The following is a 23,727-nucleotide window of genomic DNA, read 5'->3' as shown; positions in this document are numbered from 1 at the left end:
ATATACGGCGGAACGAACCGCCTGAAGAAGGGGGCATCGGCTGCCGCCCCGGCTTTGCTTGTCGATGATGCCGCCTTACCGTCCTGCGGTCCTGTTTTCACAGCTGCTCTCCGCTTGAAGCCGCCTGCTCCCCGCTCACTCTCAGGACTTCCCCTTACGGGTCAGCCCGGCAAGCTCGCTCCACTCCTCTGCGGTCACCTCAAGCAGGTCGTTGAACTGCCCGGCGCCCTGCAGCCACTCCCCGCCGTCGATCGTCACGACCTCGCCGTTGATGTAGCCGGCGTAGTCGGAGATCAGATAGGCGGCCAGGTTCGCCAGCTCCGCCTTCTCCCCGACGCGCTTCAGCGGCACGCCCTGCACCAGCTTCTCCGCGAGCTCCGGCGTCGGCGCCAGCCGGCTCCACGCGCCGTCCGTCGGGAACAGGCCCGGTGCGATGGCCGCCTGGCGGATGCCGTAGCGGGCCCACTCCACCGCGAGCGAGCGGGTCAGCGCCAGCACGCCGGCCTTCGCGGCCGCGGAAGGCACGACGAACGCCGAGCCCGTCGACGCGTACGTCGTCACGATGTTCAGCATCGTGCCGCCCCGGCCCGCTGCGATCCACCTCCGGCCAAGCTCCAGCGTCGTGTAGAACGTGCCGTGCAGCACGATGTTCAGCACCGCGTCCACGGCCCTCGGCGAGAGGCTCTCCGTCGGGCTCGCGAAGTTGCCCGCCGCATTGTTCACGAGCACGTCGATGTGCCCGTAGTGCCCCTCGACGGCATCGATCATCGCCTGCACCTGGGCCGCATCGCGCACGTCGCAGGGCGTATGGAACGCCTCGCCGCCTGCGGCGCGGAGCTCCGAAGCGGTCTGCGCCAGCACCTCCTCCCGGCGGCTCGTGATCGCCAGCTTCGCCCCGAGCTCCAGGAAGCGCTCGCCCATCGCCCGGCCAAGCCCGGTGCCGCCCCCGGTGATCAGCACCACCTTATCCCGCAGCAGCTCCTTATCGAACATGGCGGCGCCCCCTCCCGGCCTGCCGGCTTCCCGGCACGGCCGATCCTTTGTCCCGCAGTCGCCGGTACCCTCCGAACAGTCCCCGGGCCAGCCACTTCGCGGGATGCTCTGCTGCAGCAGCCTCCGCCTCGCTGCTCCGCTCGTGCTCATCGGCGGTCAGTACCGCAGACTCCACCTGCCTTAATCTCCCCTGCACCGCATTCATCCTAAGGTTTAGCCCGATCAGCGTATGATTCATCGTCTATGCCCCATCTCCTGATTGGTAGTGGTCCTTGTACTGCCCGCGAAGCTCGCGCTTCATGAACTTGCCTACAGACGTCCGGGGAATCTCCTTCAGCACCACGACATCGTCCGGAATCCACCACTTGACAAACCGTTCCCCCAGAAAGGTCAGCTCCTCCTTCCCGGCCGTCCCTTCCGCGCCTTCCTTCCATGACACAAAAGCCAGCGGCCTCTCGTCCCACTTCACATGCGGGACCCCGATGACACACGCCTCGAAGACAGCGGGATGCGCCAGCCGGGAGACGGTCACGAGCGGACTCGCATGCCCACGGGAGCGCTTTCATCAAAGTCGTTCGGAAACTCGGAGCCTGCGTCCCCGCTCTCTATCATGTTCTCATAGGAATAGCGAGGCTGTAAAGAGGTCTCCGGAAGGTCTTCCCCATCCGACATGACGATATAACCCTCGACGTGGACCAGCCGGTCCTTCACCTTCTCGAGCAGCGGCAGTATATCGCAGCACCCCTGCGGCCGTGCGGGATACGATTTCTTTTTGCGCGAACACGGAAATTCTCCTATCCAGCGGCACCTCCGTGAGTAGATTCCTGCCTTCCGCTTCCTACTGTCATCATATCAGAGGCCCCCCGCTTATATGAATGAAAAGTAAAGAAGTGCTACAATAGGGAGGTGGAGCTTTTTTCCACCCCTGTGCCACTGCCCCTCGGGCGGACCAAACACTACAGAGAGAAGGGTGTTCGCATGCCAAACCAACTGCAGCGCCAAGACGTGCCCGCGCACGAAAAATGGAATCTGGCCGACATTTACCCCTCGCCCGCCGCGTGGGACGAAGACTACGCCAAGATCGAAACCCTGATCACCACGATCAAGGCATTCGAGAACCAGCTGACCGCAAGCGGCTCCCTGCTCGCTTTCCTCCGCAGCCAGGAAGAGATGTACCGCCTGTACGAAAAGGTGTTTGTGTACGCCTCTCTCCAGCTCGCCCAGGATACGCGCGAAACCTCCTCGCAGGCCCTGCTCGACAAGGCCAGCCAGCTCGGTGTGCGGGTCAGCGCTTCGACGGCCTTTTTCTCCCCGTTCCTGATGTCCCTCGATCCCGAGGTGCTCGAAGGCTATATCAAGGAAGAGGAAGGACTGCGCTACTACGAGAGAGACCTCTACGAGGAATACAAATACAAGAAGCACGTGCTGAGCCAGGAAAAAGAGGAGGTCCTCTCCCAGCTCGGCGAGGTGATCGGCGCCCCGCGCACGATCTTCAATATGCTCAACAATGCGGACATCCGCTTCGGCAAGGTGCATAACGAGGAAGGCGGCGAGGTTCCGCTGACCCGCGGGATGTACGCCAAGATCATGGAGCACCAGGACCGCTCGAAGCGGGAGGAGGCGTTCCATGCGTTCAACAAGCCCTACCTCGAGCTGAAAAACACCATCGCCGCCACCCTCGGCTCCTCGGTGAAGAACAACGTCCTCTTCTCCCGGATGCGGGGCTATGAGTCGCCGCTGCAGCGCTCCCTCTTCAAGGACGACGTGCCGGTCTCGGTGTACGATAACCTGCTGGAAGCCACCAAGGCGAACCTGGCTCCCCTCCACCACTACCTTCAGGTGCGCAAAAAAGCACTCGGCGTCGAGGATCTGCGCGTGTATGACCTCAGCGTGCCGCTGGTCACCGATGTGGAGATGACGATTCCGTACGAGGAAGCGTACGACACCATGCTGGCAGCCCTGGCTCCGCTCGGCGACGAGTATGTGAGCGTGCTGGCCGGAGCCCGCACCTCCGGCTGGATCGACGTCCGCGAGACCGAGGGCAAGCGCTCCGGCGCCTTCTGCTCGGGCCCGTACGGCACGCACCCGTATGTGCTGCTCAACCACAACAACACGTTCGACAGCATGTTCACCCTGGCGCACGAGATGGGTCATGCGATGCACTCGTACTACAGCGACAAGCACCAGCCGGCGATCTCGGCGCAGTATACGATTTTCGTGGCGGAGGTGGCCTCTACGGTCAACGAGGTGCTGCTCATGAAGCACTACCTGAAGCAGAATCCGTCGGCGAGCCTCAAGAAGTACCTCCTGAACCACTTCATAGACGAGTTCCGCGGCACTTACTTCACGCAGGTTATGTTCGCCGAGTTCGAGAAGCGGGTGCACGAGAAAGCGATGCGCGGCGAGACCCTGAACAGCGATTCGCTCAGCGAGGTGTACGAGGACCTTTACAAGACCTACTACGGCGACGTCCTCGAGCTCAACCCCGAGGTCAAATACGGCTGGGCCCGCATTCCGCACTTCTACAACGCGTTCTACGTCTACAAGTATGCGACCGGCTATGCGTCGGCGTTCCATCTGGCCTCCCGCATCTTCGACGGGGATACCGATACGGTGCGGACATACCTGGAGTTCCTGAAGTCCGGCCGCTCCGAGTACCCGCTCGAGCTTCTGCGCCGCACCGGCGTGGATCTGCTGCAGCCGGAGCCGATCCAGGGGGCCATGGAGGCGTTCGCCGGGATCGTGAAGGAATTCGAGAGCACGTTCTGAGTGCACCAGGAATAACAGGAGCCAAGCCTCCTCTCCGCCGCGGAGAGGGGCTTGGCTTTTTTGAAAATAGCAGGATGGATGACTCGCATTTGCTCGTTCCGGTCATCCCTCAGGGAATGTGAGCCTGCTGTGGCCGAACGGCGTAACGACATCACCGCCTCATTGCATAGGGCCTTCCACGTGTGGAAATACTTTCTTTGATGCAACGATATTTACAGCCGGAGGGGGTTCTTCCATGGCAGGTTCACATGTAATCGGATTAACGGCGACGGAGCTCTCGGCTCTATGGTCAACTTATATGGGCGACAGCATCTCATTGCAGATGTCCAGGTACTTCCTTGCCATTATTGAGGATAAAGAAGTGAAGCCGCTCCTTGAGCTTTCGATGGCCTTATCCCAGACGCATTTGAAAACGATCCGGGACATTTTCGAAGGAGAGAAGTTTCCTGTCCCTGTGGGTTTAACGGAAGCGGACGTCAATCTTTCTGCTCCCCCGTTATTTTTCGATCTCTTCCCCCTCAGTTATGTGTATGCCATGAGCCGAATGGCTCTGGCCAAGCACGCCATGAATATGGCCAACGTAGCCCGTAAGGATATAAGGAGCTTTTTTTCACAATCTCTGCATTCCACAACCGAACTGTACAATCAATCGGTAGAACTCATGCTGTCGAAGGGGATCTACGATCGCCCGCCGCTGATTCCCTATCCGGATCATGTATCTTTCATTCAGAGGAAAGAAAACATCCTCTCCAGATGGTTCGCGCCGCAGCGCACACTGAACGTCATGGAGATGTCCGAAATGTTTTTCAACATTGAACGGAATTTCTTCGGCTTGATTGTGCTAATGGCGTTCATTCAAGTGGTAAAAGACGAGAAAATAAAGCACCTCCTGTTCCGAGGCAAAAAGCTGGCGCAGCATCAAATCGAATATATTAATGAAAAATTGATTCAGGATGACCTGCTCGGGACGATCATGGTCAATACCGAGGTCACCACTTCCACCGTGTCGCCCTTCTCCGACAAGCTGATTCTCACCCTTACCAACTATCTAAATTCTACTGCACTTACCTACCTGGGCAGCGCGTTATCCATGTCCACCCGTCTTGATCTGGCTGTGGAGTATACCAAGCTGATCAGTGATGTAATGCAGTATGGGAAGGACCTAACCGATCTCCTTATTGAGCGGGAATGGATGGAAGAGCCTCCTCACTCCCCTAACCGGGCCGAACTCGCAGGAGTGTAATAGGGAAAGTGTCATGAAGCCGCGCCCTGAGACCTGCTGCCATTGGGTGTTTCCCTCCTTCTTAGGGGAGGGTTTCCCCCGCCTTGCTTCTTGGGAACCGTCCACTCCTCATTCGGCTCCATCCGATGCCGTCAAAGATGATGAGTTTGGTTCATCGTCGTACTCGTTCATAGAATCCTTTTTCCACTGAAGATGAAGAAGGGGATACGGCCGGCCGGCCCCGTCGAGCTCGGAGCGGCCCTTCTGTACGAATCCATACCGCTTGTAAAACGAAGATGCTCCCTCGTTCTGTTCGTTCACATCCACTTGGAGCGTGCCGCCTTTCAGGCTCTCGGCATGCCGGATCAGCCCGCTCCCAATCCCCTGTCCGTGATATGACGGATCGATGAACAGCATCTCGATCTTGCTTCCGTCCAGCCCGATGAATCCGACCGGCTCCCGATGATCCCTCAGTGCTACCCAGATTTCAACCTCTCGCAGGGCACCGCCCCGAACGATTCCGTGGTAAAACTCCATATCCTCTTCAGTCAAAAAGGCATGTGTCTGCCGGACCGCCCGGTACCAGATATCCACGAGCTGATCATGGAATTTCTCTTGATAAGCGATAATGTCGATTGTCATGACAAGTCCTCCAAGCTTTGCTTTTGATAGGCTAACGTCTCTTCAGCAGGTATTCCCCAAGCCTATTCTACCACTCTTCTAATATATGGTAGAATAGTCGAGACAAATACATATAAGGAGTCTGTTACGTCATGTGGAAATAATCCACTTTGTCCCGCCAGGCTTGCTTTGATCTCTGCCGCCACACGGCTGCCGTCCAGCACCATAGGTTCCTTCATGTTCCTGCCGCTCCTTCGCTTGGAGATCTAAACAAAAAGAGGCAAGGGGACCTTGTCTCCCCTTACCTCTGCCAGGCGTACGGCTCGTATGTCCGTGTGCTTCCTCATGGTTCCCCATGCTCCGCCAGTCACACACAGCGATCAGTTTCTATGATTGTACATGAATCGCTGCCAATTCATCAACTGCCGCCTGTATCGGTCTTATGCTCACCCGGAAATCTGCAGCACCAGCTTACCCACCGTGTTCTTCGTCTCAAGCAGCTCATGAGCCTCGGAGGCCTTCTCGAGGGGGTACACGCCGAACACCTCCGAACGGATCACGCCGTCCGCCAGCAGGTGAAGCGCCGCCTTCGCCGCCTCTCCCACCTCCGACGGAGCGTACTGGCTGTAGCCGCCGATGCTGAAACCGGTCAGCGACCGGTTCGCCAGCCAAGCCTCCAGCATTGACTGCGGGACGTCCTCCGCCCCGCTGGCATTGCCCAGGACCACCAGCTGGCCGAGCGGGCGCAGCAGCTCCTGGCTCGCCCGGCGCATCTCACCGCCTACAGGGTCCAGCACCAGATCCAGGCCGCGGAAGCCGTCCTTGCTGCGCAGCTCTTCCGCGAAGCCTTCCCGCAGGAACAGCTCGTCGTAGCCAAGAGAGGAGGCCAGCTCCAGCTTCTGCGCACTTCCTACCGTACCGTAGACCCGGCCGGCGCCGAAATGTCTCGCCATCTGTCCGATGAAGCTCCCGAGTCCCCCTGCTGCGCCATGGACCAGCACGTGATCCCCCTGCCGCAGCCTCGCCACCTGCCCGAGTGCCATATACGCGGTCGTCAGGTTCACAATGCTCGCTGCGGCGGTGCACAGATCCAGACTGCCGAGCGGCCCGTCGAGCGGGACCGTAAGCTCCGGCCGGGTGACGGCGATGGAAGCGTAGCCCCCGAGTTCGGTCAAGGTCATGGCAGCCACCGGCTGCCCCACGCGGAACCCCTGCACGCCGGCCCCGACGGCCCGGACATAACCGGACACTTCCAGGCCCGGTACGGCCGGCAGCGGCACCAGATCACCGAAGGCTCCCCGCCGGAGCAGGACATCCACATACCCTACGCCTGCATACACGACGTCCACCGCCAGTCTTCCCGGAGGCGGCTGCAGATCCGGCAGCTCCTTCACCACCAGCTCATCTGCGCCCATAGGCCGGTCAATTACCATGCTTTTCATCTGTTATGCATCCTCCCCGGATTGGTTGATAACACCATGCTAGACGGCTCCGGGGAGTGCAGCCACAGCATGTTTATACTAGTAACAGGATTACCAGGCTGCCGGCCGCTTCAGGTACTGCCCAGCAGGCTCATCAGCTTCGACTCCGTCTCTGTTCCGGCGACCGGCGTATACACACAGCAGTGGAGGTCCGTTCTCCCATTGAGGCTGGCAAAAGAGTGGATCTCAAACGCAAGCTCCCCTGCCCCGGGGGCGATCAGGCTGATCCGGGCGATTTTCTTCAGCTGGATGTCGTGCCGGCGCCACAGCTCCTCGAATACGGGGCTGCTCGCACACAGTCTCTCCACCGTCTCCCCGAACCACGGGTCGCTGCGGTGCTTGTCGCAGTAAGTGCGGAAGACCGCCGCGGAATACGCTGCGAATTCATCCCGGTTGACCAGGCGGTCCCAGAGTCCCGCGTCCTCGAAGAGCAGCCGCATCATCACGCGGTCGCCCGGCTCCATCGAAGCGAAATCCGCGATCACCACGGAGGCCGCCCGGTTCCAGGCGAGCACTTCGGTCCGGTCATTGCTGATAAAAGAAGGGTACGCCAGCTGGTCGATGATGCGCTGCCACTCGGGGCTGAAGCCCTCTTCTTCGGGGGCGGGAGGCTCTGCGGCCTCCGGGGAGGCCAGCCTCAGGAGGTGCGTCATCTCATCCCCGCTGAGCTGCAGGGCCCGGCCGATGCTCCCGATGACCTCCCTCGAGGCCGTCACCTCGCGCCCCTGCTCCAGCCAGGTGTAATAGGTGGCGCTCACCCCTGCCAGATAGGCCACCTCCTCCCTGCGGAGTCCCGGCGTTCTCCGCCTGCCGAACGACCCGGTAATTCCAGCCTGCTCCGGCTGCAGCCGCTCGCGCCGGGATTTGAGAAAATCCCCCAGAAGCTTCGCCCTGCTGTCTGCTTCCGCCGGTCTCATCGCCGCTTCCCTGCCTGCCATTGTTCCTCACCTGCCGCTTTCTTCCTTTTTTTCTCATTGTAACCTCTGCCCGGCCCCGTACGCCATCCCCCTCTCGTTGTTCTCATCCCTGCCCGGCAGTCATATCTCCATCTTCCCAAGCGTAATATTACTAAAGGCAATAAGACGAAGGAGGCTGGGTCCCTTGGAATATGTCCTGCTCGGACTGCTTGCGCTGCGCGGGCAGACCATCTATGAGCTCAGCAAGAATATGAAAAATACCGTCGCCCTCTTCTACAGCGACAGCCTCGGCGGCATCCAGGCGGCCCTCAAAAAGCTGATGGACAAGGAGTGGATCTCCTGCATTGAGATCGTGGAGCACGGCAAGCTCAAGAAGGTGTACTCCATCGAAGCGCCCGGACGCGAACAGCTGCTGGACTGGCTTCGCTCCCCGATTCCCATCGACAAGCTGAAGGATCTGGCGGTCGCCCGGCTGTTCTTCCTCGGACTTCTTCCCGCAGCGGACCGGACCCGGGTGCTTGAAAGCTATGCGGCGTCGCTCACGGAGATGCACCGGCACCTGACCGCGCTGGAGATCCAGGCGGCTCTGATGGAGCCCGAGATCCCGGAGGACAAACGGGACATCTACCGCTGCCAGATGCTCTCGCTCCGGTACGGCGTCGACCAGTATGCGTTCAGCGCGAAGTGGTATGCGGAACTGCTGCAGAATATGAGAGAGGGGGGCGGCCGCAGCGATGGGAGTCTCCACGGTGCATAAGGTGCTGCGCGCAGGAGGGGCGCAGGTTCATTACTATGTCTCGGGCCAGCCGGACCGGGAGCTGATCGTCTTCCTGCATCCGGCCTTCGGGGACCACCGCTGCTTTGACGGGCAGCTGGGCCATTTTGCCGATAACTATCGTGTCGTTACGGTGGACCTGCTCGGCCACGGGCGCAGCCAGGTATACGATGCCGGTCTCGGTATCGAGAGCACGACCGGCCATCTGCTCGGCATCCTGGCCGAAGAGGGCGCGGAGCGCTGCCATCTCGTCGGTGTGTCGATGGGGGCGCTGCTGGCACAGGCCTTCGCCTTCCGCCACCCGGGGAAGGTGCGCTCCCTCGTCTCCGTCGGCGGCTACTCGATCCGCGAGGAGCACCCGGAGATCGTGAAGGCCCAGCGCGCCGAGATGCTCAAATGGCTGCTGATGGGCATCCTCTCCATGCACCGCTTCCGCCGGTATTTGGCTTCCGTCACCGTGATCCGTCCCGAGCAGCAGGAGCAGTTCTATGAGATGGCCTGCTCGTTCACCCGCCGCTCCTTCCGGGTCATGTCCGGCCTGCGCCACCTGACCGGGATGGCTCCGGACCGTCCCGACGGCCCCCCGCTGCTTCTGGTCTGCGGGGACCGGGATCTGCCGGTGGTGAAGGAGGCTTCGATCCGCTGGCAGGAGCAGGAGCCGCAGAGCACCTACGTGGAGATTGAACATGCCGGCCACTGCGCCAATATGGACGCTCCCCGGACGTTTAATGAAGTGGTGACGGCCTTTTTGAAGCGGGGCGTTTGCGGGTAAGTAGGGGTAAACGCGCCTAAGGCAGGAAGGAGCAAGGGGAATGAGCGGAAGCCGTGAGGAGACCAAAATGGAGGCCGAACCGACCAGAAGACAGCGCAGGGCCGCGATTGTGACCGGAGCCAGCAGCGGGATCGGCAAAGGGATCTCCCTCGTGCTCGCAAGAGCGGGCTATCATATCTCCACCGTGTATAAATCGAATGAACTCGGCATCCAGGAGCTGGAGCAAACGGTAAAGGGGACCTACGGCCGCCAGTTCCATGCGGTGCAGGGGGATTTGTCCGATCCCGCCTTCGTCGAGCGCTATGCGGCGGAAGCGATCCGGGAGCTGGGCGAGGTGCACCTGCTCGTCAATAACGCCGGAGCCGGCTTCGGGAAGCATCTGTTCGATATCGGGACAGAGGAGATGCTCGCGTTCATCCACATCGACTTTGTCGCTCCGATGCTGCTCATGAAGCACGTGGGCCGGCACATGAAGGAGAAAGGCATCCGCGGGAGCCTCATCAACATCACCTCCACCCGGGCCGAGCGGGCCTACCCGCATGACTCCCTGTACGGCGGGATGAAGGCGGGCCTGCGCCGTGCGGCGGAATCGATCGCCATCGAGCTGGCGATGCACGGCATCCGCGTGAACAACGTGGCGCCCGGCGCGACCGAGATCGAGCGCGGCAGCGCCGCGTTTTATGACAAGCTCGGCGAAAAGATCCCGCTGCGGCGGGTCGGCCAGCCGGAGGATATCGGGGAGGCCGTGCTGTGGCTCGCCTCCGATGCGGCCTCCTACATCACGGGCGCCTCGCTCAAGGTCGACGGCGGTCTGATCCTTCCCGGCATGCCGGAGAAGGACGATGAGACGACGAAGTACTACGGCTGGGAGCCGGTCCGCACGGATCGGTAGAAGGAGCGGCCTCAGCGTTGACGGCGGGTCCGGGGAAGGATGACGGGACGGCGAAGTACTGCAGCTGGGAGCCGGTCCGCACGGTTCGGCAGAAGGAGCGGTCCGTGTGCGACCGGCCCGGGGATGCGAAAAGCGGAGCCTGCAGGGAGAGGCTCCGCTTTTTGGGTCCGTTTTGTGGGTGGGATCGATGCGCCCGCGGCACTGGGATGCGGTGCAAATGCAAATAGCGGAACTGAGATTCGTTAAGTTCCGTGCAGGAAGGGCCGGTCTTGCGATAGAGGAACTGAGATTCGCTATTTCGGTGCCAACGGCTGTTTTTCGATGGATATGCGGGCAATAGCGCACCTGAGTTCCGCTATCGGCCGGGAAATCGTGGGAAATACTCGAATAAGGAATCCTAGTTCCTTTATCTCAAAAACCGGTGTCTATCCAGCCGGTACGATACCGGGAACACCGGTAAGGAGACAGATCGTCCGGCTTGGCACGCCGGTCAGCACACGAAGCGGAGCCTGGCAGCCCGTTTCGCGACCCGATGGCCTCCGGCTCTATGCCGGCAAGCAAGGCTTGGCGGCCAGCACAAGACAGGGGCTCCGGGCGTGTGGAGCACCGCTTCATCCGCTTGTGCTTGCAAACGCCTGATGGCCTCCGGCTCTATGCCGGCAAGCAAGGCTTGGCGGCCAGCACAAGACAGGGGCTCCGGGCGTGTGGAGCACCGCTTCATCCGCTTGTGCTTGCAAACGCCTGATGGCCTCCGGCTCTATGCCGGCAAGGCCCGACGCTCAGCGCAAACAGGGGCTCCTGACATATGGAGCCCTGTTCCGCCTGTCCGAGCTGCAGCCCCTGCCTGAGCCCCGCTATCGTCCGCCCATGCTCCAAACGCCAGCCCTCCCGGCCCTTTGCCTGGAGCATGCTAGGATCTTCCTTTCTGCTCCGGGTCCGGCTGATTCACGCGGAACTTGCGCTCCTGCTCGTTCTCCTGCGGAGCAAAGGCCGGATCGATCGGATGGCTGTCCATGATCTTCTCGCTCGCCGATTTGTTCTCCTGCTGACTCATCTCCTGTCACCTCCTCCGGGGCAGCGCACGGCTGCCGGGTTCATCGCGGCTGCCAATCTTCCCACATCTCCTTGACGGCCTGCAGCTTGCCTACTTCGAGCAGCCCGATCACCTCGGTGTGCAGCAGATCCGACCAGCCGGATACGATGGTGCCGTCCTTCATCCGGGCGACATATACGATCGATTCGACCGTATCATCGTCTTCGATGACAGACAGCAGGTGGTGAACCAGCGCCCGTGGCGGAAGTGCATCATCCATGACGGTTCCCCTCCCTTGTTTCCTTCGATCTCAATACGGGCCTTCCTGACCCGCTTCCTCCCGAAGCGTGCCGACCGCAGCAGCAAGCACGGCAAGAGGGTCTTCCTCCGATTCGGCGCGGAAGGGGGAAGCATGGGTCAGCGCCCACCCGATCTCGTGCAGAATCCAGGTCCACAGCTCCTTCTGCTGCCTTTCCGAAGCCGGATCCCCCGGTTCTCTCACAGACCAGACCAGCTCCGTCAGCACGGCCTGGAATGCCCGCCTTCGGAGAGCAAGGGGCTCCTCCTCCCCTGCCGCGGTAATGCTGACCCGCAGACCCTCGTTATACTGGATCTCCAATCCGCTGCTCTTCTCTTCCCTCTCCACGATCATTCCTCCGTCTTACGCAGGAAGGCCGGGCTCACCGTTCATGGCTGACCCGGCCCGGCTCCCTACTCGTTTCTTACGGAAATATGGGAATTGTCGAGCTTATAGTTTTTTCCTTGGCTGTGACGTTCTCTTCTTCCTCGCCGTTCATGGCACTGGCCAGGTTCGCCGCATCCACGGTCTGCTCCTGCTGGTCGATCCCCGCTTTGGTTTGCTGATCCATTCGAAAATCCCTCCTTTTCATTGGAACATCAGTTACTGTCCCCCGCCCGGTTGTAAATATACGCCAATCCTTCCAATCGGCTTCCGAAGACACTCCCGAGGGAATTCGGCATTCCCTCCTGCACGGTACGGTGGGCGTCTACAAATCAACCCAAAACAAAAGACACTCCACTGAGCAGCCGGAGTGTCCTTTAGCTTTGGAATCTATTCATTTTCTGCATCGGCCGGATCCCCTTTGTCTGCCGCCTGGATCTCTCCGAAGGCTCTCACCGAGGCACACGCGCCGAAAACCGGGTTCAGCTCCTCCTTGGTCAGGCTGGGCTGTACCCGGTGCGAGTCGACCCGAAGCTCTCAGCTTCGTCCGAAGCCTCTTCAGTGAAATGGTGCCCTTAAGCCTGCACGGCGTTCTCGTCCTTCGGTCCGTAACGCTCCTTCGCCAGGTCGATGAGTCCCCGCATCGTCTTTTTGTCCTTCTTGGCGAAGGACAGGGAGTCCTTTACCGCTTTGGGGATCTCGGCCGTACGCACGATCTCCTCGATGATAGACTGCATCGTCTTCTCCGTCATGACACCCGCTAGCTTCAGGGCGAGGAGGGCCGTGACGATCTGCGCCGCGTTCAGCGTTTTTTGTCGGTACTGCCTTGCCATATCATCCTTGACTTCCTGTATTTGAAGTTCATTCATCATCCTTAACCCCTCCAATCCACAGCCCATTCTACCAAAAAAATCACAGGGTGTCTCCTGCCGCGCGCTCACAGTCTGCGCCATTCCAGTTGAATTTAACACTTCATGCAGAGATCGAACGGAGGTATGAACGCATCCCAGGCCTGCTGCAGACACAAAAAGAAGGAGCCTCACGGCCCCTCCTTCCTTCTGAAGCTACGCCTGATTCCTGTTCTGCCGGCTTGTCCGGAGCACAGGATGCGTTATTTATTCTTGCGCTCGGGACGGTCCTGGATCGGCACCAGGTCCACGCCCGCTTCCTCGGCCAGATCAGGGTATTCCGTGACGAACCAGCTGTCCCAGCCGCGGTTCTCGTCCCGGTCGTTGCGCCACTTGTCGAGCCGCTGGGCCGCTTCCTCCTCGCCCATCTCCCGCAGCTTCTCGATCACTTCCATTTTTCGTTCAGGTCCCTTACCGGACATGTCAATTCACCCTTTCTCCTTATTAGTCCTCTCTTCTTACTTGGACGGGCTGAGGAGGTAAGAATCACCAGCTTGGCGAGAAATCTCCCGGCCCAAGGATCGCTTGTCAACGGCCCGTGCTTCGGGTAGGCTTATAGAACAGTGAGATGTAAGATCCATCCAACATGTAAAGGTGAGAGATAATGATGGCCATCTGTCTTGAATATGAGCTCGTTGAAATCCGCGGCACCACGGCCGTGTACCGATTCGGACCCTGCGGGCAGCCCCTGGATGGGATATTCGTAACGGATCTGTCTGCATGCGTTCATGGAGAACTTGCTGAAGATACACCTATGAGCAAAGTCGTAAGGCTGATGAATGACAAGCAAACCCAAGCCATGGCGAACAGGGTCTTCAGTAAAATATACAGGCATTTTCGTGAGTCCCATGAGTATCCGGCCAAGGGAGGTTATTACGCTTAACTTTACTTGGCAACCGGTTTACCCCAATCCTCCTGCCTCCGGACCCAGATGCCCCGGATCAGCGTATACAGCATGATAATCGACAGCAGTGTGGTCGAATACGACAGCAGCCTCCAAGGATAGAGGTCCACTACCTTGTAAGTGAACGGAACAGCCTCGAGCATTACGATGATAAAATGAATCGTCGACTTCCGGAGCGGCAGCCGATCATGCACAACGTTCACCACCTTGGTCAGCAGCAGCATGTAAATGACCGACACCAAGACCAGCACAACCCCCGACCAGGTGGGTCCCCACAGCGAATCCACACCCTCCACCTCCTCCGAATTCATGATATAATTGGAAAATCCGTTCCTCTTATTCCGTTTTTAAACCAATTTATACAGTTCAAACCAAACGTCTGTCCGGAGGAAGGATGATCGATGGACCTTGGTTGGCTGCCGCTGCCAGGAGGACAAGAGAACCTATGAACCGTGATGAAATCGTTAAACTGCTTGATGATTCAGGACTTGAGGCATACCGGGAGGCCATCGCTTCCTGGATTTTTCCATCCCATCAGTTACATCTGCAGCCGGCGCAGGAGGAGCAATTCCCGTTTGGCTCGAGCAAGGTGGGCGGCCGTCCCGACCTGCCTCCTGATGTGGAATGGCCGATGTGGAAGGATTACCCCCAGAGCTTCCTTGCCCAAATCAATCTCGCGGACATTCCCCCCGCCCACGGCCTGCCCTCCCAAGGACTGCTGTCCTTCTTTTATGCCGTTCAAGGGATGTTCGAGGACTCGGAGTTCTATGGTGATCCGGATACCTGCCGTGTGATCTATACCCCCGCAGAGCGGCTGGATGAGATGACCCGCCGTCCGGCGCCGGATGATCTCCAAGAGGAATTCACCCTGAAGCCGAACCGGGTGGACTTCGCTCCGACCTTGTCCGTTCCCCCTTCGGAGTCCGCCTTCCTGGAGAGCCTGGGTCTTGGCTGGAACAGCAACCGGAAAGATTTTGACAAGTATTGGAGAACATTCCTGAAAAGCTTCAACAAACGCCAGTCCGCCGGAAACTGCATCCACCGCTTCCTCGGCCATGCCGATCCGATCCAGGGAGATATGCAGTTCAGCTGTGAGATGCATACGCAGGGGCTGTCATGGGAGGACATCCGGGAGTCGGAAGCGGAGCGTCAACGCGTGCAGCAATCCGCGCTGGGCTGGCGCCTGCTGCTGCAGATCGATTCCGAGGAGGAGAAGACGGGCATGATGTGGGGCGACGTCGGACGGGTTTATTTTTGGATCAAAGAGGAGGATTTGTCCGCACAGCGGTTTGACCGGGTGGTATGTGAGATGCAGTGCTGCTGAGTTCGACGGAAGGAAATGCTAGGCGGAAGAATCCATTGGGCGGGCATTGTCCCGTCACCCGCTGATTCCTCTCGTATGTCTCAAAGCCGGCCGTTCGGACAAAAATAAAGCACCGCAGCTGCCTGCGGTGCCTCCCGTATAACCTGTCTGCTTATCCCTGCTGCGCTGCACTCGGATCCATGAAGAAGACTTCCCAATGATGGCCGTCCACATCTTCGAAGTTCCACCCGTACATAAAACCGTAATCAAGCGGCTCCTTGGCCGGCTTGCCTCCCGCCTGACGCACCTTCTCAACAATCTCGTCCACGTGGGCTTTGCTTTGTGCGGTCAGCGCGAGGATCACTTCGCTGCTTCTGGCCGTGTCGCAGATTTCTTTGGTGCTGAAGGAGAGGAACTTCTCATGTGTGAGCAGCATCGCGAAGATCTGCTCGCTGATGACCAGACAAGCTGCCGTGTCATCGGAGTATTGGTCGTTGAACTCAAAGCCTACCGCCTCGAAGAACGCCCTGGACTTCTTCAGATCCCGAACGGGAAGATTGACAAAAATCATGTTCGCAGTCAGTGCCATCTTTGAATCACCTCATCAGAATAGTTTGGAACGGCTTCCCTTGTGTTTTTGACTTCTTGATCATATCAAAGTGCGGCTCCGAATATTTCTTACCGATTGCGGCTTTTCTTCAGGAACCCTGACAGACTGTTGTCACTGTGCCTCCTTATAATAAGGGTATAAAGTCAATCAGAGGAACAAAGGAGATGTTTCAAATGCCAAGCGCCGTAACGATGTATCAATACCATGCCTGGGCCAACCAAACCCTGCTGAACCGGATCAGCGAGCTGCCTTCCGAGGTATACACGCAGGAAGTGAAAAGTATTTTCCCTACCGTCGCCAAAGGCATGGCCCATATCTATGCTGTCGACTATACCTGGCTGGAGATCCTGAACGGCGTGCCGATGCCGGAAGCTTTGATTACCTGCCGTCCGTTGGAAGAGGAAGCCGAGCAGCTGAGCATCCAGGAGCTCTCGGAACGGTTCAGACTCCTGTCCGAACGGTATGAAGCCTTCTTCCGGAAGGAGACGGACCTGGAACGGACGGTCCTGCTCGATAATCCTTACGTCACCGTGAGGGAAACGAGTTTGGCCGAGATGGTGCTGCAGGTGGTCAATCACGCGACCTATCACCGGGGGAACGTATCGGCCATGCTGCGGCAGATGGGCCACGCCTCGACGATGACGGAATACGCGCTGTTCTGGTATATGGGCGGTGCCCAGGATACCGGGCGGGCAGCTCCGGCAGGCAGAGCCCAGTAAGGGATCACCACGGTCAGGGGAAGCCCGGGAAGATCACCGCGGAGCCCCGCGATAAGACAAGACGGACTGCCGGCGCAGTCCGTTTTTTGCTGTTTGGCAGGCGAGCTTGTGTGCGCCGCTTACTGTCAATCGCTCACTCCGCTTTACTTTTTCCTGTGCATCCAGGAAGACCCGGTCAATGCCAGGTACGTATTCGCGGTATAAATCGATTTGTTCAATATCAAAGACAATAAACTCGAAGTTTTTGTGACATGGTTGTAATGAAATTCCACTTTTAACTCAAATCATTCTATTTTTTTCGCAGAGGAAGTAGGATAAGATTTGGTATGAACTCGCAGCAGAGAAGGCGTAAAGAGAGGCTGCAGCGGCCTTCTTCGCCCCGATCTAGAGGTGGGGTTACGTTACCGGTGAAGGAGGAATCACTGGCGGGGAGCACTTTCACCCACATAAGAAAGCGGATACAATGCGTGGAAAACCAAAATGAAGGAGACGATGTTAATGAGAAACATAGTCAGACCTCTGTCCATGGCGCTGGTGATGTTATGGACGTCTGCCGCCACATGCTTTGCGGATAACCCCGTAGTCCGGAACACCTATACGGCGGATCCGGCGGCCATGGTATATAACCATATGGTCTACTTGTATACCGGACACGACGAGGCTTCCGCCACCGGCACAGGGTATGTCATGCGGGATTGGAAGGTATATTCCTCCACGGATATGGTGAACTGGACGGATCGGGGAACGCCGCTGGCTGTAAGCGCCTTCAGCTGGGCCAAGGGGGACGCCTGGGCAGGCCAGGTGATCGAGCGCAACGGCAAGTTCTACTGGTACATCTGTGCAGAGCATAAAACTATTCCGGGCAAAGCCATAGGGGTGGCGGTATCGGACAGTCCGACCGGTCCTTTCCGGGATGCTCTGGGACGCGCACTGATCACCAACGATATGACGAAGTTCTCGGGCATCTCCTGGGATGACATCGACCCGAGCGTGATGATCGATGACAACGGACAGGCCTACCTGTACTGGGGGAACACCGCCCTGATGTATGTCAAGCTCAACAGCGATATGATCTCCTACAGCGGTTCGATCAACAATGTTCCCTTGACGCAGGCTTCCTTCGGTCCTACGCAGTTTACGGAAGCGCCTTGGATCCATAAACGCAATGGACTCTATTACTTGTCGTATGCTTCCGGCTGGCCGGAGGCGATCTCCTACTCCACCAGCACCAGCCCGACGGGCCCCTGGACGTACAGAGGGGTCATCATGGCGCCGACGGGAACCAGCGGTACGAATCATCAATCCATCATCGAATTTAAGGGGCAGCCTTATTTCATATACCATAACGGCGCCCTTCCCACAGGCGGCGATTACCGTCGTTCGGTAGCCATCGAGAAATTCAACTACAATGCGGATGGGACCATTCCGACGCTCGAGCAGACCTCCACCGGAGTGAATGGGGTGAAGAACCGGCTGCAGTCCTATAATGTTCCGAATATGTTCGTGCGGCATGCGAGCTTTGATGTCACCATCGATTCGAACATCACGCCTGCCGGCGACCAGTACTGGCAGGTCGTGCCGGGGCTTGCGAATGGAGGCTCGGAATATGTCTCCTTCCAATCGGTCTACTATCCGGGATATTATCTGAGGCATTCCAATTACGATTTTGTCCTGGCGAAAAACGACGGCACGGACACCTTCAAGGCCGATGCGACTTTCAAGAAGGTGCCGGGGCTGAAGGATGCCTCATGGACCTCCTTCCAGTCTTATAACTTCCCTGCGCGCTATATCCGGCACAGCGGCTATCAGCTGAAACTCGATCCGATCAGCACGGATCTGGAGAAGCAGGACGCCACCTTTAGAATCGTGAATTAAGCGGAAGTGGAACTCAACTTGAGGTGACGTTTAGCGTAAAAGCGCGAGCATCCCCGGACCCAATAAGTACAGGGTTCCGGGGATGCTTTTTTTTTGCGGGACCCTATGAGGGTGATCTGCGCAGGGGGCCCGATCAGATAACGGGTTTCCTTTTCAGCCGGTCGATCTCCTCCGTCACCCAGCCGATCTCCGCTTCGGTTACGCACCGGCGGTGGCTGAACATCCGAAGCACCTGGGCGCGCTTCGGCTCGGGAATCCCCGGCTTGGCGCGGACCTGCGGCTCCAGCTCGGCGATATACTTCCGGTCCGCCTGCAGGTAGCCGAGGTATTGCTCCAGCGTATCCAGCTGCACCCGGGGGTCGACATAGCCGAAAAAGTTCAGCTTGAACTGAAACGTCAGCCCGATGTCCGTGCCGTGTTCGAGCGGGGCGGTCATCAGCTCATGGAACCGCTGCCGGCCCGCCTCCGTCAGTTCATACCGCTTGCGGGGCCGGCCGCCTTCCTGGGGCTCGTCCCGCTGGGTGATGAAGCCGCTCCCGACCAGGCGCGACATCAGCGGATACAGGGTGCCGGAGCTGATCTGCCGGAACGGGCCGATCGTGGATTTCAGTATGTATTGCAGCTCATATCCGTGTTTGGGTCCGATTGACAGCTCGCCCAATACAAACAATTCGTACATCTTGTGACGCCTCCATCCGGTAATAGCCCTTGCTGCTCATGCCGTGCCCTCCTGAAGCGCCTGCTCGAAGATTCTCCGATAAGGACTCACGTCCAGTTCCTTCTCCAGAGCGTCAGCGGTACGCCAAAAGGCCTCTTCGTCCAGCCGCTCGAATTCGGTGACAGCGGGATTCCTTTCTCCCCAGTCTAATTCACTCTCACTCCCGGCGGGGGCGCAAGCTTCCTCCATCAGCACAGCGGCTCCTGCTGTCTGCAGCCGCCGCCGGCATCCGCTGCCGGTGGAAGGCCCGCTTTCCAAAGCGGGCCCCTCCCGGCTTGCCGGCTTCAGCCTAGTGCCGGGCGGCACGCTGTGCCAGCATTCTGCGTACGAAGACGGCCCCGATCATCATCGACACGGCCACCGATACGGCGCTGATAGTGAACAGCGTCGGGTAGCCCAGATATTCGGATACGGCGCCGAGCAGAATCGAGCCCAGCCCGATGCCGAGATCGAAGGCAGTCAGGAACGAGGCGTTGGCCACGCCCCTGCGCTCCGGATGTGCAATCCGCAGCGTAGCGGCCTGCAGGGCCGGCTGGGCGCCGCCCGTGCCGATCCCGTACAGCACGGCTGCCGTCAGGACCCCCGGCAGGCCTGAGGAGCCCGCGAGAACAGCCAGTGCCGCCACTGTGACCCCAAGTGCCGGCACGATGACAGCGAGCTCGCCGTGCCGGTCCGACAGCGAGCCGGCCAGCGGGCGGGTCAGGGTAAGCGTGATGGCATAGGTGAGGAAGAAATGCCCGGCGTTAACACCAATAGACTGTGCAAAGAGCGGCAGGAACGTCGTTACCCCTCCGTAAGCGACCGCAAGGAAGAAGACGCCGGCCGCGATCGGACCGAGCGACTTGTCGAAGAATACCAACGGGCCGCGGGAAGCCGAAGGCTGAAACGGCGTTCGAACACCGGACGCCAGAAGCAGCGAGACGGCCGATAGTCCGGCGGCGAACAGAAAGAGATGGTGGTAGGAGGACTGCTCCAGCACCCACAGACCCAGCAGGGGGCCCACCGCCATGGCGACGGTCATGGACGCGCCCGCCCACCCCATGCCTTCGGCCCGCCGGGAGGCCGGAATGCTGTCCGTGATGGCTGTGAAGATGGAGGTCGTGGTGAACGCCCAGCTTACCCCATGAAGCGCGCGCAGGATCATCAGAGCCGCAATGCCGAACACCCAGTCGTACAGATACATCGCAGCCGTGAAGGCCAGCATCCCTCCAAGAATGAACGGCCTTCTGCCGTACCGGTCCAGCAGGGCGCCGACCAGCGGACGGCAGACCACCGCCGCGATCGTGAACATGCCCGCCGCAAGGCCGATCTGCGAATCGTTGCCGCCAAGCTCCCGGATGAAAAAGGGCAGTGTAGGCAGCAGCAGATAAAACCCCGTTCCCAGAAACAGCATCCCGACCGTAAGTGTAATGAACGATCGCGTCCACAATTTGTCCATGCCGATCCCTCCCGATCCAATGGATGAATTCTCTGGCTAAGCCTGAAAAAAATGAATGTCAGCGAGAATCTAATATGTCGTTACGACCCATCGTTACGACATATGATACAGCCATTTCCTGGATTTTACAATCCCTTTTTTTCACCTGAGTCCGTTGATTCCCGCTCCCCTGCAGAATGGCGGAATGTCAGTGCCCACTGACATGCAGTTTGAAAAAATACTAGGGAGCCAGCCCCCTAGCAAAAATCGCCACGCTCTCCTCGATCAGCGGGTCAAGGTGAATCCCCGGCAGCGAGGAGCCCGCTTCCAGGTCGTTCATGAACATCCCGAAGTTCAGCATGAGAAACGCTGCAGCCTGCAGCTCCGGATCTCCCGGCCGCATCCTGCCCTTCCCGGCCATCTCCCGAAAATAAGAGGCGAGCCCCTCCATGAGCTGAACGGGGTGCTTCCGTGTTCTCTCCCGGAAGCCCGGCAGGTGGCCTTCATCCTTGATGCTGATCAGGATCATCTTCCGGTTGGCATTCATGAGCATATGATAGGTCCGGGCCACGAGGAGAAGGTCGGTTCGCAGCTCCCAGACCAGCTTCTCGTGAAAGAGCTTCATCATCTCCGTCCCATAATGATACCGGTCGAATGCCGTCTCCAGCAGATTGCGTTTGGTGCCGAAGCGCCGGAACAGGGTCTTCTCGCTCAGCCCCGCGGCATCGGCAATTTCCTTCGTCGTAACTCCGTTGTACCCCCGGTCGGCCATCAGGTCCACCGCTGCGCGGAGCAGCTTCTCATCCGTGTCCCGGGGAGGATGATCGGTCATCCGAACGCCCCCTCTCTTTCAATGTCAGTGAGTACTGACATTCATCTTATTCCTTATCCTGGAAGATGTCAATGGGCATAGGGCCATCTTCCCGAGTCTGCCGTTTACGCTTATCGAAAAGCTTGTCCCCCGCCCTGTTTCAACGGAGCGCAGAGCGGGTAATCATCCCCAAACAACTGTTCAGAATTTTTGGAATATGGCCGGTCATCTTGTACTACATTCGCTCCTGCCACATATATGTAAGTAAAGGAGAGTGATGGTTGTCATGGATGAAAAGGCACAGTACATTGTCAAGGTGGACGATCAGGATCACATCTTTGATACGTATGCGGAATTCTGCAACTTCATGTCGGATAACAGCCAGGCTGTCATCCAGGGAATCGAGAAGCTGGAGGATTAACCCTGACGCGCGCGTTTCAGACGGACCGATCTCCTTCCAGCATCCCCAGCTAACCCGAAGGCTTAGCCCGGCCGGATCCCCGAGCCGCTAGGCCTTTTTCGCATGCGTCCGACCCCTTCAAAGCTTCACGGCCTGCCTGCTTTGGCTCCGCCCCGGGCGCCGAAGGTCCAGTTCACCAGGAAGATGCCCGCAAAAATCAGCGCCCCGCCCGCAGCGGTACGGCCCGTGATTTCTTCGCCGAGTACGAGCCACCCGGACAGCACCCCGAAGAAGGGGGCCAGGAACAGAAATGCGCTGGTCCGCCCGGGATCTCCCCGGCTCAGAAGATAATACCAGGCAGCGAATTGAACGATGGAGCCAAGCAGCGCCAGATAGAGAATGACGCCGACCGATACAGCGTTCCACTGCAGCTTCGGCGTTTCGGCCAGGAGACTGAGAACCAGCAGGATCAGTCCTCCGAAGAGCATCTGGTAAGCAGTGAGCACCGACGTGTGGAATCGCGCTCCCCAAGCCTTCACCAGCAGCGTGGCGGCCGCCCAGGAGAAGGCGGAGCCGAGACCGAGCAGCGTGCCGGCTTCCAGGCGCAGCCCGCCGCCGAGCGTAACGGCTGCGCCGGCAAAGCCGGTCAGCACCCCCAGCCACTGGACGGGCCGGTACCTCCAGCCCCTGAACAGGGTGCCCAGCACGACGACGAGCAGCGGATTCATGAAGGTGAGGATCGACGATTCCCCCGCCGTGATGGTCCGCAGGCTGAGGAAGATGCAGCCCATGACGCCTGCGGTCTGCAGGGAGCCGATGAGCAGGAGCCGGCCCCAATCGGCCCGGTCCGCGGGAAGCGGAAGCTTCCGGAGGCCGGCCCATCCGGCCATCAGCCCGCCGGCCAGCGTAAACCGGATCCCCACAAGCAGCAGCGGAGAGACATAAGGCAGTCCCAGCTTCCCTGCGGCAAAGGACGAGCCCATCAGCGAGGTGGCCAGCAGCATCAGCAGCAGATATGAGATGGGATTCATGTGTGTGCGTCCCCTCCTATCGGGAGATGAATATGTTATTCCTTATGCGATTGTAGCATGGGAACACTTCGGTTATGATCGAAGTATGAAATCATCTTCTGTGATAAGGAGAAACCTACGCATGAGCATTCCAGGCCCTAACCTCATCTCTGCCGCAGCCCTGATCGCCGACCCGTCGCGTGCCTCCATCCTGCTCAGCCTGCTCGGCGGCAAATCGCTCCCGGCCGGGGAGCTCGCACGCAGCGCCGGGGTCTCGCCCCAGACGGCCAGCGCCCACCTGGCCAAGCTCGTCGAAGGCGGCCTCCTCGTCCGGGAAACGCAGGGCCGGCACAAGTACTTCCGGCTTGCCGGACGGGATGTCGCCCATGCGCTGGAGGCGCTGCATGCCATCGCCCCGCCGAAGCCCGTCCGCTCCCTGCGGGAGTCCGACCAGCTCCGCGCGCTGCGGCAGGCGCGCACCTGCTACGATCACCTGGCCGGCCGGCTGGGCGTCGCCGTGACGGAGCGGCTGCTCGAGCTCGGGTGGCTCGAAGCTGACGGCAGCCGCGACTTTGCCCTGACAGAGCTGGGCCGGGAGCGGTTCGCGGACCTCGGCGTGCACGCCCTGGAGTCCGGCGGCAGGCGCCGGCATTTTGCCCGGCAGTGCCTCGACTGGAGCGAGCGCCGTCCCCACCTGGCCGGGAGCCTTGGAGCTGCGCTCACTGCCCGGCTCTTCGAGCTGCAGTGGATTGAGCGGCTGCCCGGCGGGCGGTCCCTCCGTGTCACGGCCGAGGGTACCCGGGGGCTGGCGTCGGCGTTCGGGCTGTCGCTGGAGCCGGCACCCGGCAAGCCCTAGCCGCGCCGCGCGCTGCACCGTGCCTCCCGCACCAGTACC

General features: G+C 59.5%; 30 protein-coding genes and 1 riboswitch. Of the genes, 10 read left to right on the top strand and 20 right to left on the bottom strand.

What is annotated here, in order from left to right; all coding sequences use genetic code 11:
• Positions 1 to 141: 141 nt before the first annotated feature.
• The 3 genes from PM3016_RS13160 to PM3016_RS13150 are packed head-to-tail and all read right to left on the bottom strand — an operon-like array spanning position 142 to position 1,525.
• The gene (locus tag PM3016_RS13160; protein ID WP_014369814.1) at positions 142 to 993 is read right to left on the bottom strand and encodes an SDR family oxidoreductase; all 852 of its coding nucleotides are present in this window, start codon (positions 991 to 993) and stop codon (positions 142 to 144) included.
• Positions 983 to 1,231 (bottom strand): hypothetical protein, encoded by a 249-nt coding sequence (locus tag PM3016_RS13155; protein ID WP_014369813.1) that lies wholly within the window; start codon positions 1,229 to 1,231, stop codon positions 983 to 985. Before PM3016_RS13155 ends, PM3016_RS13160 begins: the two co-directional genes overlap by 11 nt.
• A 3-nt stretch (positions 1,232 to 1,234) precedes the next feature.
• Positions 1,235 to 1,525, bottom strand: coding sequence for an AMP-binding enzyme (locus PM3016_RS13150; RefSeq protein ID WP_014369812.1), 291 nt, complete (start codon positions 1,523 to 1,525; stop codon positions 1,235 to 1,237).
• A 446-nt stretch (positions 1,526 to 1,971) separates the two neighbouring features.
• On the opposite strand from PM3016_RS13150, the gene pepF reads away from it, so the two are divergent.
• Complete coding sequence (gene pepF, locus PM3016_RS13140; RefSeq protein WP_014369811.1) at positions 1,972 to 3,762, top strand: oligoendopeptidase F; 1,791 nt, start codon at positions 1,972 to 1,974, stop codon at positions 3,760 to 3,762.
• A gap of 235 nt (positions 3,763 to 3,997) precedes the next feature.
• Positions 3,998 to 5,005: a DUF3231 family protein gene (locus PM3016_RS13135; protein ID WP_014369810.1), complete on the top strand. Its 1,008-nt coding sequence runs from the start codon at positions 3,998 to 4,000 to the stop codon at positions 5,003 to 5,005.
• A 108-nt stretch (positions 5,006 to 5,113) separates the two neighbouring features.
• Here the strand turns inward: PM3016_RS13135 and PM3016_RS13130 are convergent, their stop codons facing one another.
• The 4 genes from PM3016_RS13130 to PM3016_RS13120 all read right to left on the bottom strand — a co-directional run bounded on the left by PM3016_RS13130 (position 5,114) and on the right by PM3016_RS13120 (position 8,024).
• On the bottom strand, positions 5,114 to 5,626 hold the full coding sequence (locus PM3016_RS13130; RefSeq protein WP_014369809.1) for an acetyltransferase: 513 nt from the start codon (positions 5,624 to 5,626) through the stop codon (positions 5,114 to 5,116).
• 62 nt (positions 5,627 to 5,688) lie between these two features.
• The gene (locus PM3016_RS38620; RefSeq protein ID WP_014369808.1) at positions 5,689 to 5,844 is read right to left on the bottom strand and encodes a hypothetical protein; all 156 of its coding nucleotides are present in this window, start codon (positions 5,842 to 5,844) and stop codon (positions 5,689 to 5,691) included.
• 63 nt (positions 5,845 to 5,907) lie between these two features.
• Positions 5,908 to 5,986, bottom strand: a riboswitch (ZMP/ZTP riboswitch).
• 65 nt (positions 5,987 to 6,051) lie between these two features.
• Complete coding sequence (locus tag PM3016_RS13125) at positions 6,052 to 7,047, bottom strand: quinone oxidoreductase family protein (protein WP_014369807.1); 996 nt, start codon at positions 7,045 to 7,047, stop codon at positions 6,052 to 6,054.
• 110 nt (positions 7,048 to 7,157) lie between these two features.
• The gene (locus PM3016_RS13120; RefSeq protein ID WP_014369806.1) at positions 7,158 to 8,024 is read right to left on the bottom strand and encodes a helix-turn-helix transcriptional regulator; all 867 of its coding nucleotides are present in this window, start codon (positions 8,022 to 8,024) and stop codon (positions 7,158 to 7,160) included.
• A gap of 163 nt (positions 8,025 to 8,187) precedes the next feature.
• Between PM3016_RS13120 and PM3016_RS13115 the strand changes: the two genes are divergently transcribed.
• From PM3016_RS13115 to PM3016_RS13105, 3 genes are read left to right on the top strand one after another with little or no spacing between them, the layout of a single operon-like run.
• Positions 8,188 to 8,760, top strand: coding sequence for a PadR family transcriptional regulator (locus PM3016_RS13115; RefSeq protein ID WP_014369805.1), 573 nt, complete (start codon positions 8,188 to 8,190; stop codon positions 8,758 to 8,760).
• Positions 8,738 to 9,550, top strand: a complete 813-nt coding sequence (locus PM3016_RS13110; protein ID WP_014369804.1) for an alpha/beta fold hydrolase — start codon at positions 8,738 to 8,740, stop codon at positions 9,548 to 9,550. Before PM3016_RS13115 ends, PM3016_RS13110 begins: the two co-directional genes overlap by 23 nt.
• A gap of 40 nt (positions 9,551 to 9,590) precedes the next feature.
• Positions 9,591 to 10,442: an SDR family NAD(P)-dependent oxidoreductase gene (locus PM3016_RS13105; RefSeq protein ID WP_014369803.1), complete on the top strand. Its 852-nt coding sequence runs from the start codon at positions 9,591 to 9,593 to the stop codon at positions 10,440 to 10,442.
• 910 nt (positions 10,443 to 11,352) lie between these two features.
• On the opposite strand, the gene PM3016_RS38615 is transcribed toward PM3016_RS13105, so the two are convergent.
• From PM3016_RS38615 to PM3016_RS13065, 7 genes are all read right to left on the bottom strand, one after another.
• A complete protein-coding gene (locus tag PM3016_RS38615; RefSeq protein ID WP_014369801.1) occupies positions 11,353 to 11,496 on the bottom strand; it encodes a hypothetical protein in 144 nt (47 codons plus the stop codon).
• Between the two features lie 40 nt (positions 11,497 to 11,536).
• Positions 11,537 to 11,755 carry a hypothetical protein gene (locus PM3016_RS13090; RefSeq protein ID WP_013916078.1) on the bottom strand — a complete coding sequence of 73 codons (219 nt, stop codon included), beginning with the start codon at positions 11,753 to 11,755 and terminating at the stop codon, positions 11,537 to 11,539.
• 30 nt (positions 11,756 to 11,785) lie between these two features.
• Positions 11,786 to 12,127, bottom strand: coding sequence for a hypothetical protein (locus PM3016_RS13085; protein WP_014650563.1), 342 nt, complete (start codon positions 12,125 to 12,127; stop codon positions 11,786 to 11,788).
• A 70-nt stretch (positions 12,128 to 12,197) separates the two neighbouring features.
• Positions 12,198 to 12,344: a hypothetical protein gene (locus tag PM3016_RS38610; protein ID WP_014369799.1), complete on the bottom strand. Its 147-nt coding sequence runs from the start codon at positions 12,342 to 12,344 to the stop codon at positions 12,198 to 12,200.
• 388 nt (positions 12,345 to 12,732) lie between these two features.
• A complete protein-coding gene (locus PM3016_RS13080; protein ID WP_014369798.1) occupies positions 12,733 to 13,029 on the bottom strand; it encodes a hypothetical protein in 297 nt (98 codons plus the stop codon).
• Positions 13,030 to 13,268: 239 nt separating this feature from the next.
• On the bottom strand, positions 13,269 to 13,487 hold the full coding sequence (locus PM3016_RS13075; RefSeq protein WP_014369797.1) for a hypothetical protein: 219 nt from the start codon (positions 13,485 to 13,487) through the stop codon (positions 13,269 to 13,271).
• A gap of 463 nt (positions 13,488 to 13,950) precedes the next feature.
• Positions 13,951 to 14,256, bottom strand: a complete 306-nt coding sequence (locus PM3016_RS13065) for a hypothetical protein (protein WP_014369795.1) — start codon at positions 14,254 to 14,256, stop codon at positions 13,951 to 13,953.
• A gap of 158 nt (positions 14,257 to 14,414) precedes the next feature.
• Between PM3016_RS13065 and PM3016_RS13060 the strand changes: the two genes are divergently transcribed.
• Complete coding sequence (locus tag PM3016_RS13060) at positions 14,415 to 15,293, top strand: YwqG family protein (RefSeq protein ID WP_014369794.1); 879 nt, start codon at positions 14,415 to 14,417, stop codon at positions 15,291 to 15,293.
• 151 nt (positions 15,294 to 15,444) lie between these two features.
• Here the strand turns inward: PM3016_RS13060 and PM3016_RS13055 are convergent, their stop codons facing one another.
• Positions 15,445 to 15,861: a VOC family protein gene (locus tag PM3016_RS13055; RefSeq protein ID WP_013916068.1), complete on the bottom strand. Its 417-nt coding sequence runs from the start codon at positions 15,859 to 15,861 to the stop codon at positions 15,445 to 15,447.
• A gap of 194 nt (positions 15,862 to 16,055) precedes the next feature.
• Here PM3016_RS13055 and PM3016_RS13050 point away from each other — a divergent pair, with 194 nt between their 5' ends.
• Together PM3016_RS13050 and PM3016_RS13045 are read left to right on the top strand one after the other, a co-directional pair.
• Positions 16,056 to 16,601, top strand: coding sequence for a DinB family protein (locus PM3016_RS13050; RefSeq protein WP_014369793.1), 546 nt, complete (start codon positions 16,056 to 16,058; stop codon positions 16,599 to 16,601).
• A 498-nt stretch (positions 16,602 to 17,099) separates the two neighbouring features.
• On the top strand, positions 17,100 to 18,476 hold the full coding sequence (locus tag PM3016_RS13045) for a family 43 glycosylhydrolase (RefSeq protein ID WP_014369792.1): 1,377 nt from the start codon (positions 17,100 to 17,102) through the stop codon (positions 18,474 to 18,476).
• 133 nt (positions 18,477 to 18,609) lie between these two features.
• Here the strand turns inward: PM3016_RS13045 and PM3016_RS13040 are convergent, their stop codons facing one another.
• The 4 genes from PM3016_RS13040 to PM3016_RS13025 form a co-directional block, all read right to left on the bottom strand.
• Positions 18,610 to 19,155: a PadR family transcriptional regulator gene (locus PM3016_RS13040; protein WP_014369791.1), complete on the bottom strand. Its 546-nt coding sequence runs from the start codon at positions 19,153 to 19,155 to the stop codon at positions 18,610 to 18,612.
• A gap of 36 nt (positions 19,156 to 19,191) precedes the next feature.
• Positions 19,192 to 19,452, bottom strand: a complete 261-nt coding sequence (locus tag PM3016_RS13035; RefSeq protein ID WP_016362543.1) for a hypothetical protein — start codon at positions 19,450 to 19,452, stop codon at positions 19,192 to 19,194.
• A gap of 31 nt (positions 19,453 to 19,483) precedes the next feature.
• Positions 19,484 to 20,632, bottom strand: a complete 1,149-nt coding sequence (locus tag PM3016_RS13030) for an MFS transporter (protein WP_013916061.1) — start codon at positions 20,630 to 20,632, stop codon at positions 19,484 to 19,486.
• 220 nt (positions 20,633 to 20,852) lie between these two features.
• The gene (locus PM3016_RS13025) at positions 20,853 to 21,443 is read right to left on the bottom strand and encodes a TetR/AcrR family transcriptional regulator (protein ID WP_013916060.1); all 591 of its coding nucleotides are present in this window, start codon (positions 21,441 to 21,443) and stop codon (positions 20,853 to 20,855) included.
• Positions 21,444 to 21,708: 265 nt separating this feature from the next.
• Here PM3016_RS13025 and PM3016_RS40745 point away from each other — a divergent pair, with 265 nt between their 5' ends.
• Positions 21,709 to 21,843, top strand: coding sequence for a hypothetical protein (locus PM3016_RS40745; protein ID WP_014650557.1), 135 nt, complete (start codon positions 21,709 to 21,711; stop codon positions 21,841 to 21,843).
• Between the two features lie 125 nt (positions 21,844 to 21,968).
• Here the strand turns inward: PM3016_RS40745 and PM3016_RS13020 are convergent, their stop codons facing one another.
• Positions 21,969 to 22,853 carry a DMT family transporter gene (locus PM3016_RS13020; RefSeq protein ID WP_014369789.1) on the bottom strand — a complete coding sequence of 295 codons (885 nt, stop codon included), beginning with the start codon at positions 22,851 to 22,853 and terminating at the stop codon, positions 21,969 to 21,971.
• 121 nt (positions 22,854 to 22,974) lie between these two features.
• On the opposite strand from PM3016_RS13020, the gene PM3016_RS13015 reads away from it, so the two are divergent.
• Positions 22,975 to 23,688, top strand: a complete 714-nt coding sequence (locus tag PM3016_RS13015) for an ArsR/SmtB family transcription factor (protein ID WP_013916057.1) — start codon at positions 22,975 to 22,977, stop codon at positions 23,686 to 23,688.
• The last annotated feature ends 39 nt before the right edge of the window (positions 23,689 to 23,727 follow it).

The organism is Paenibacillus mucilaginosus 3016 (assembly GCF_000250655.1).
Classification (GTDB): Bacteria; Bacillota; Bacilli; order Paenibacillales; family NBRC-103111; genus Paenibacillus_G; species Paenibacillus_G mucilaginosus.
Note: the sequence above shows the minus strand (reverse complement) of the source record. Positions and strands in the feature narration are given on the sequence as shown.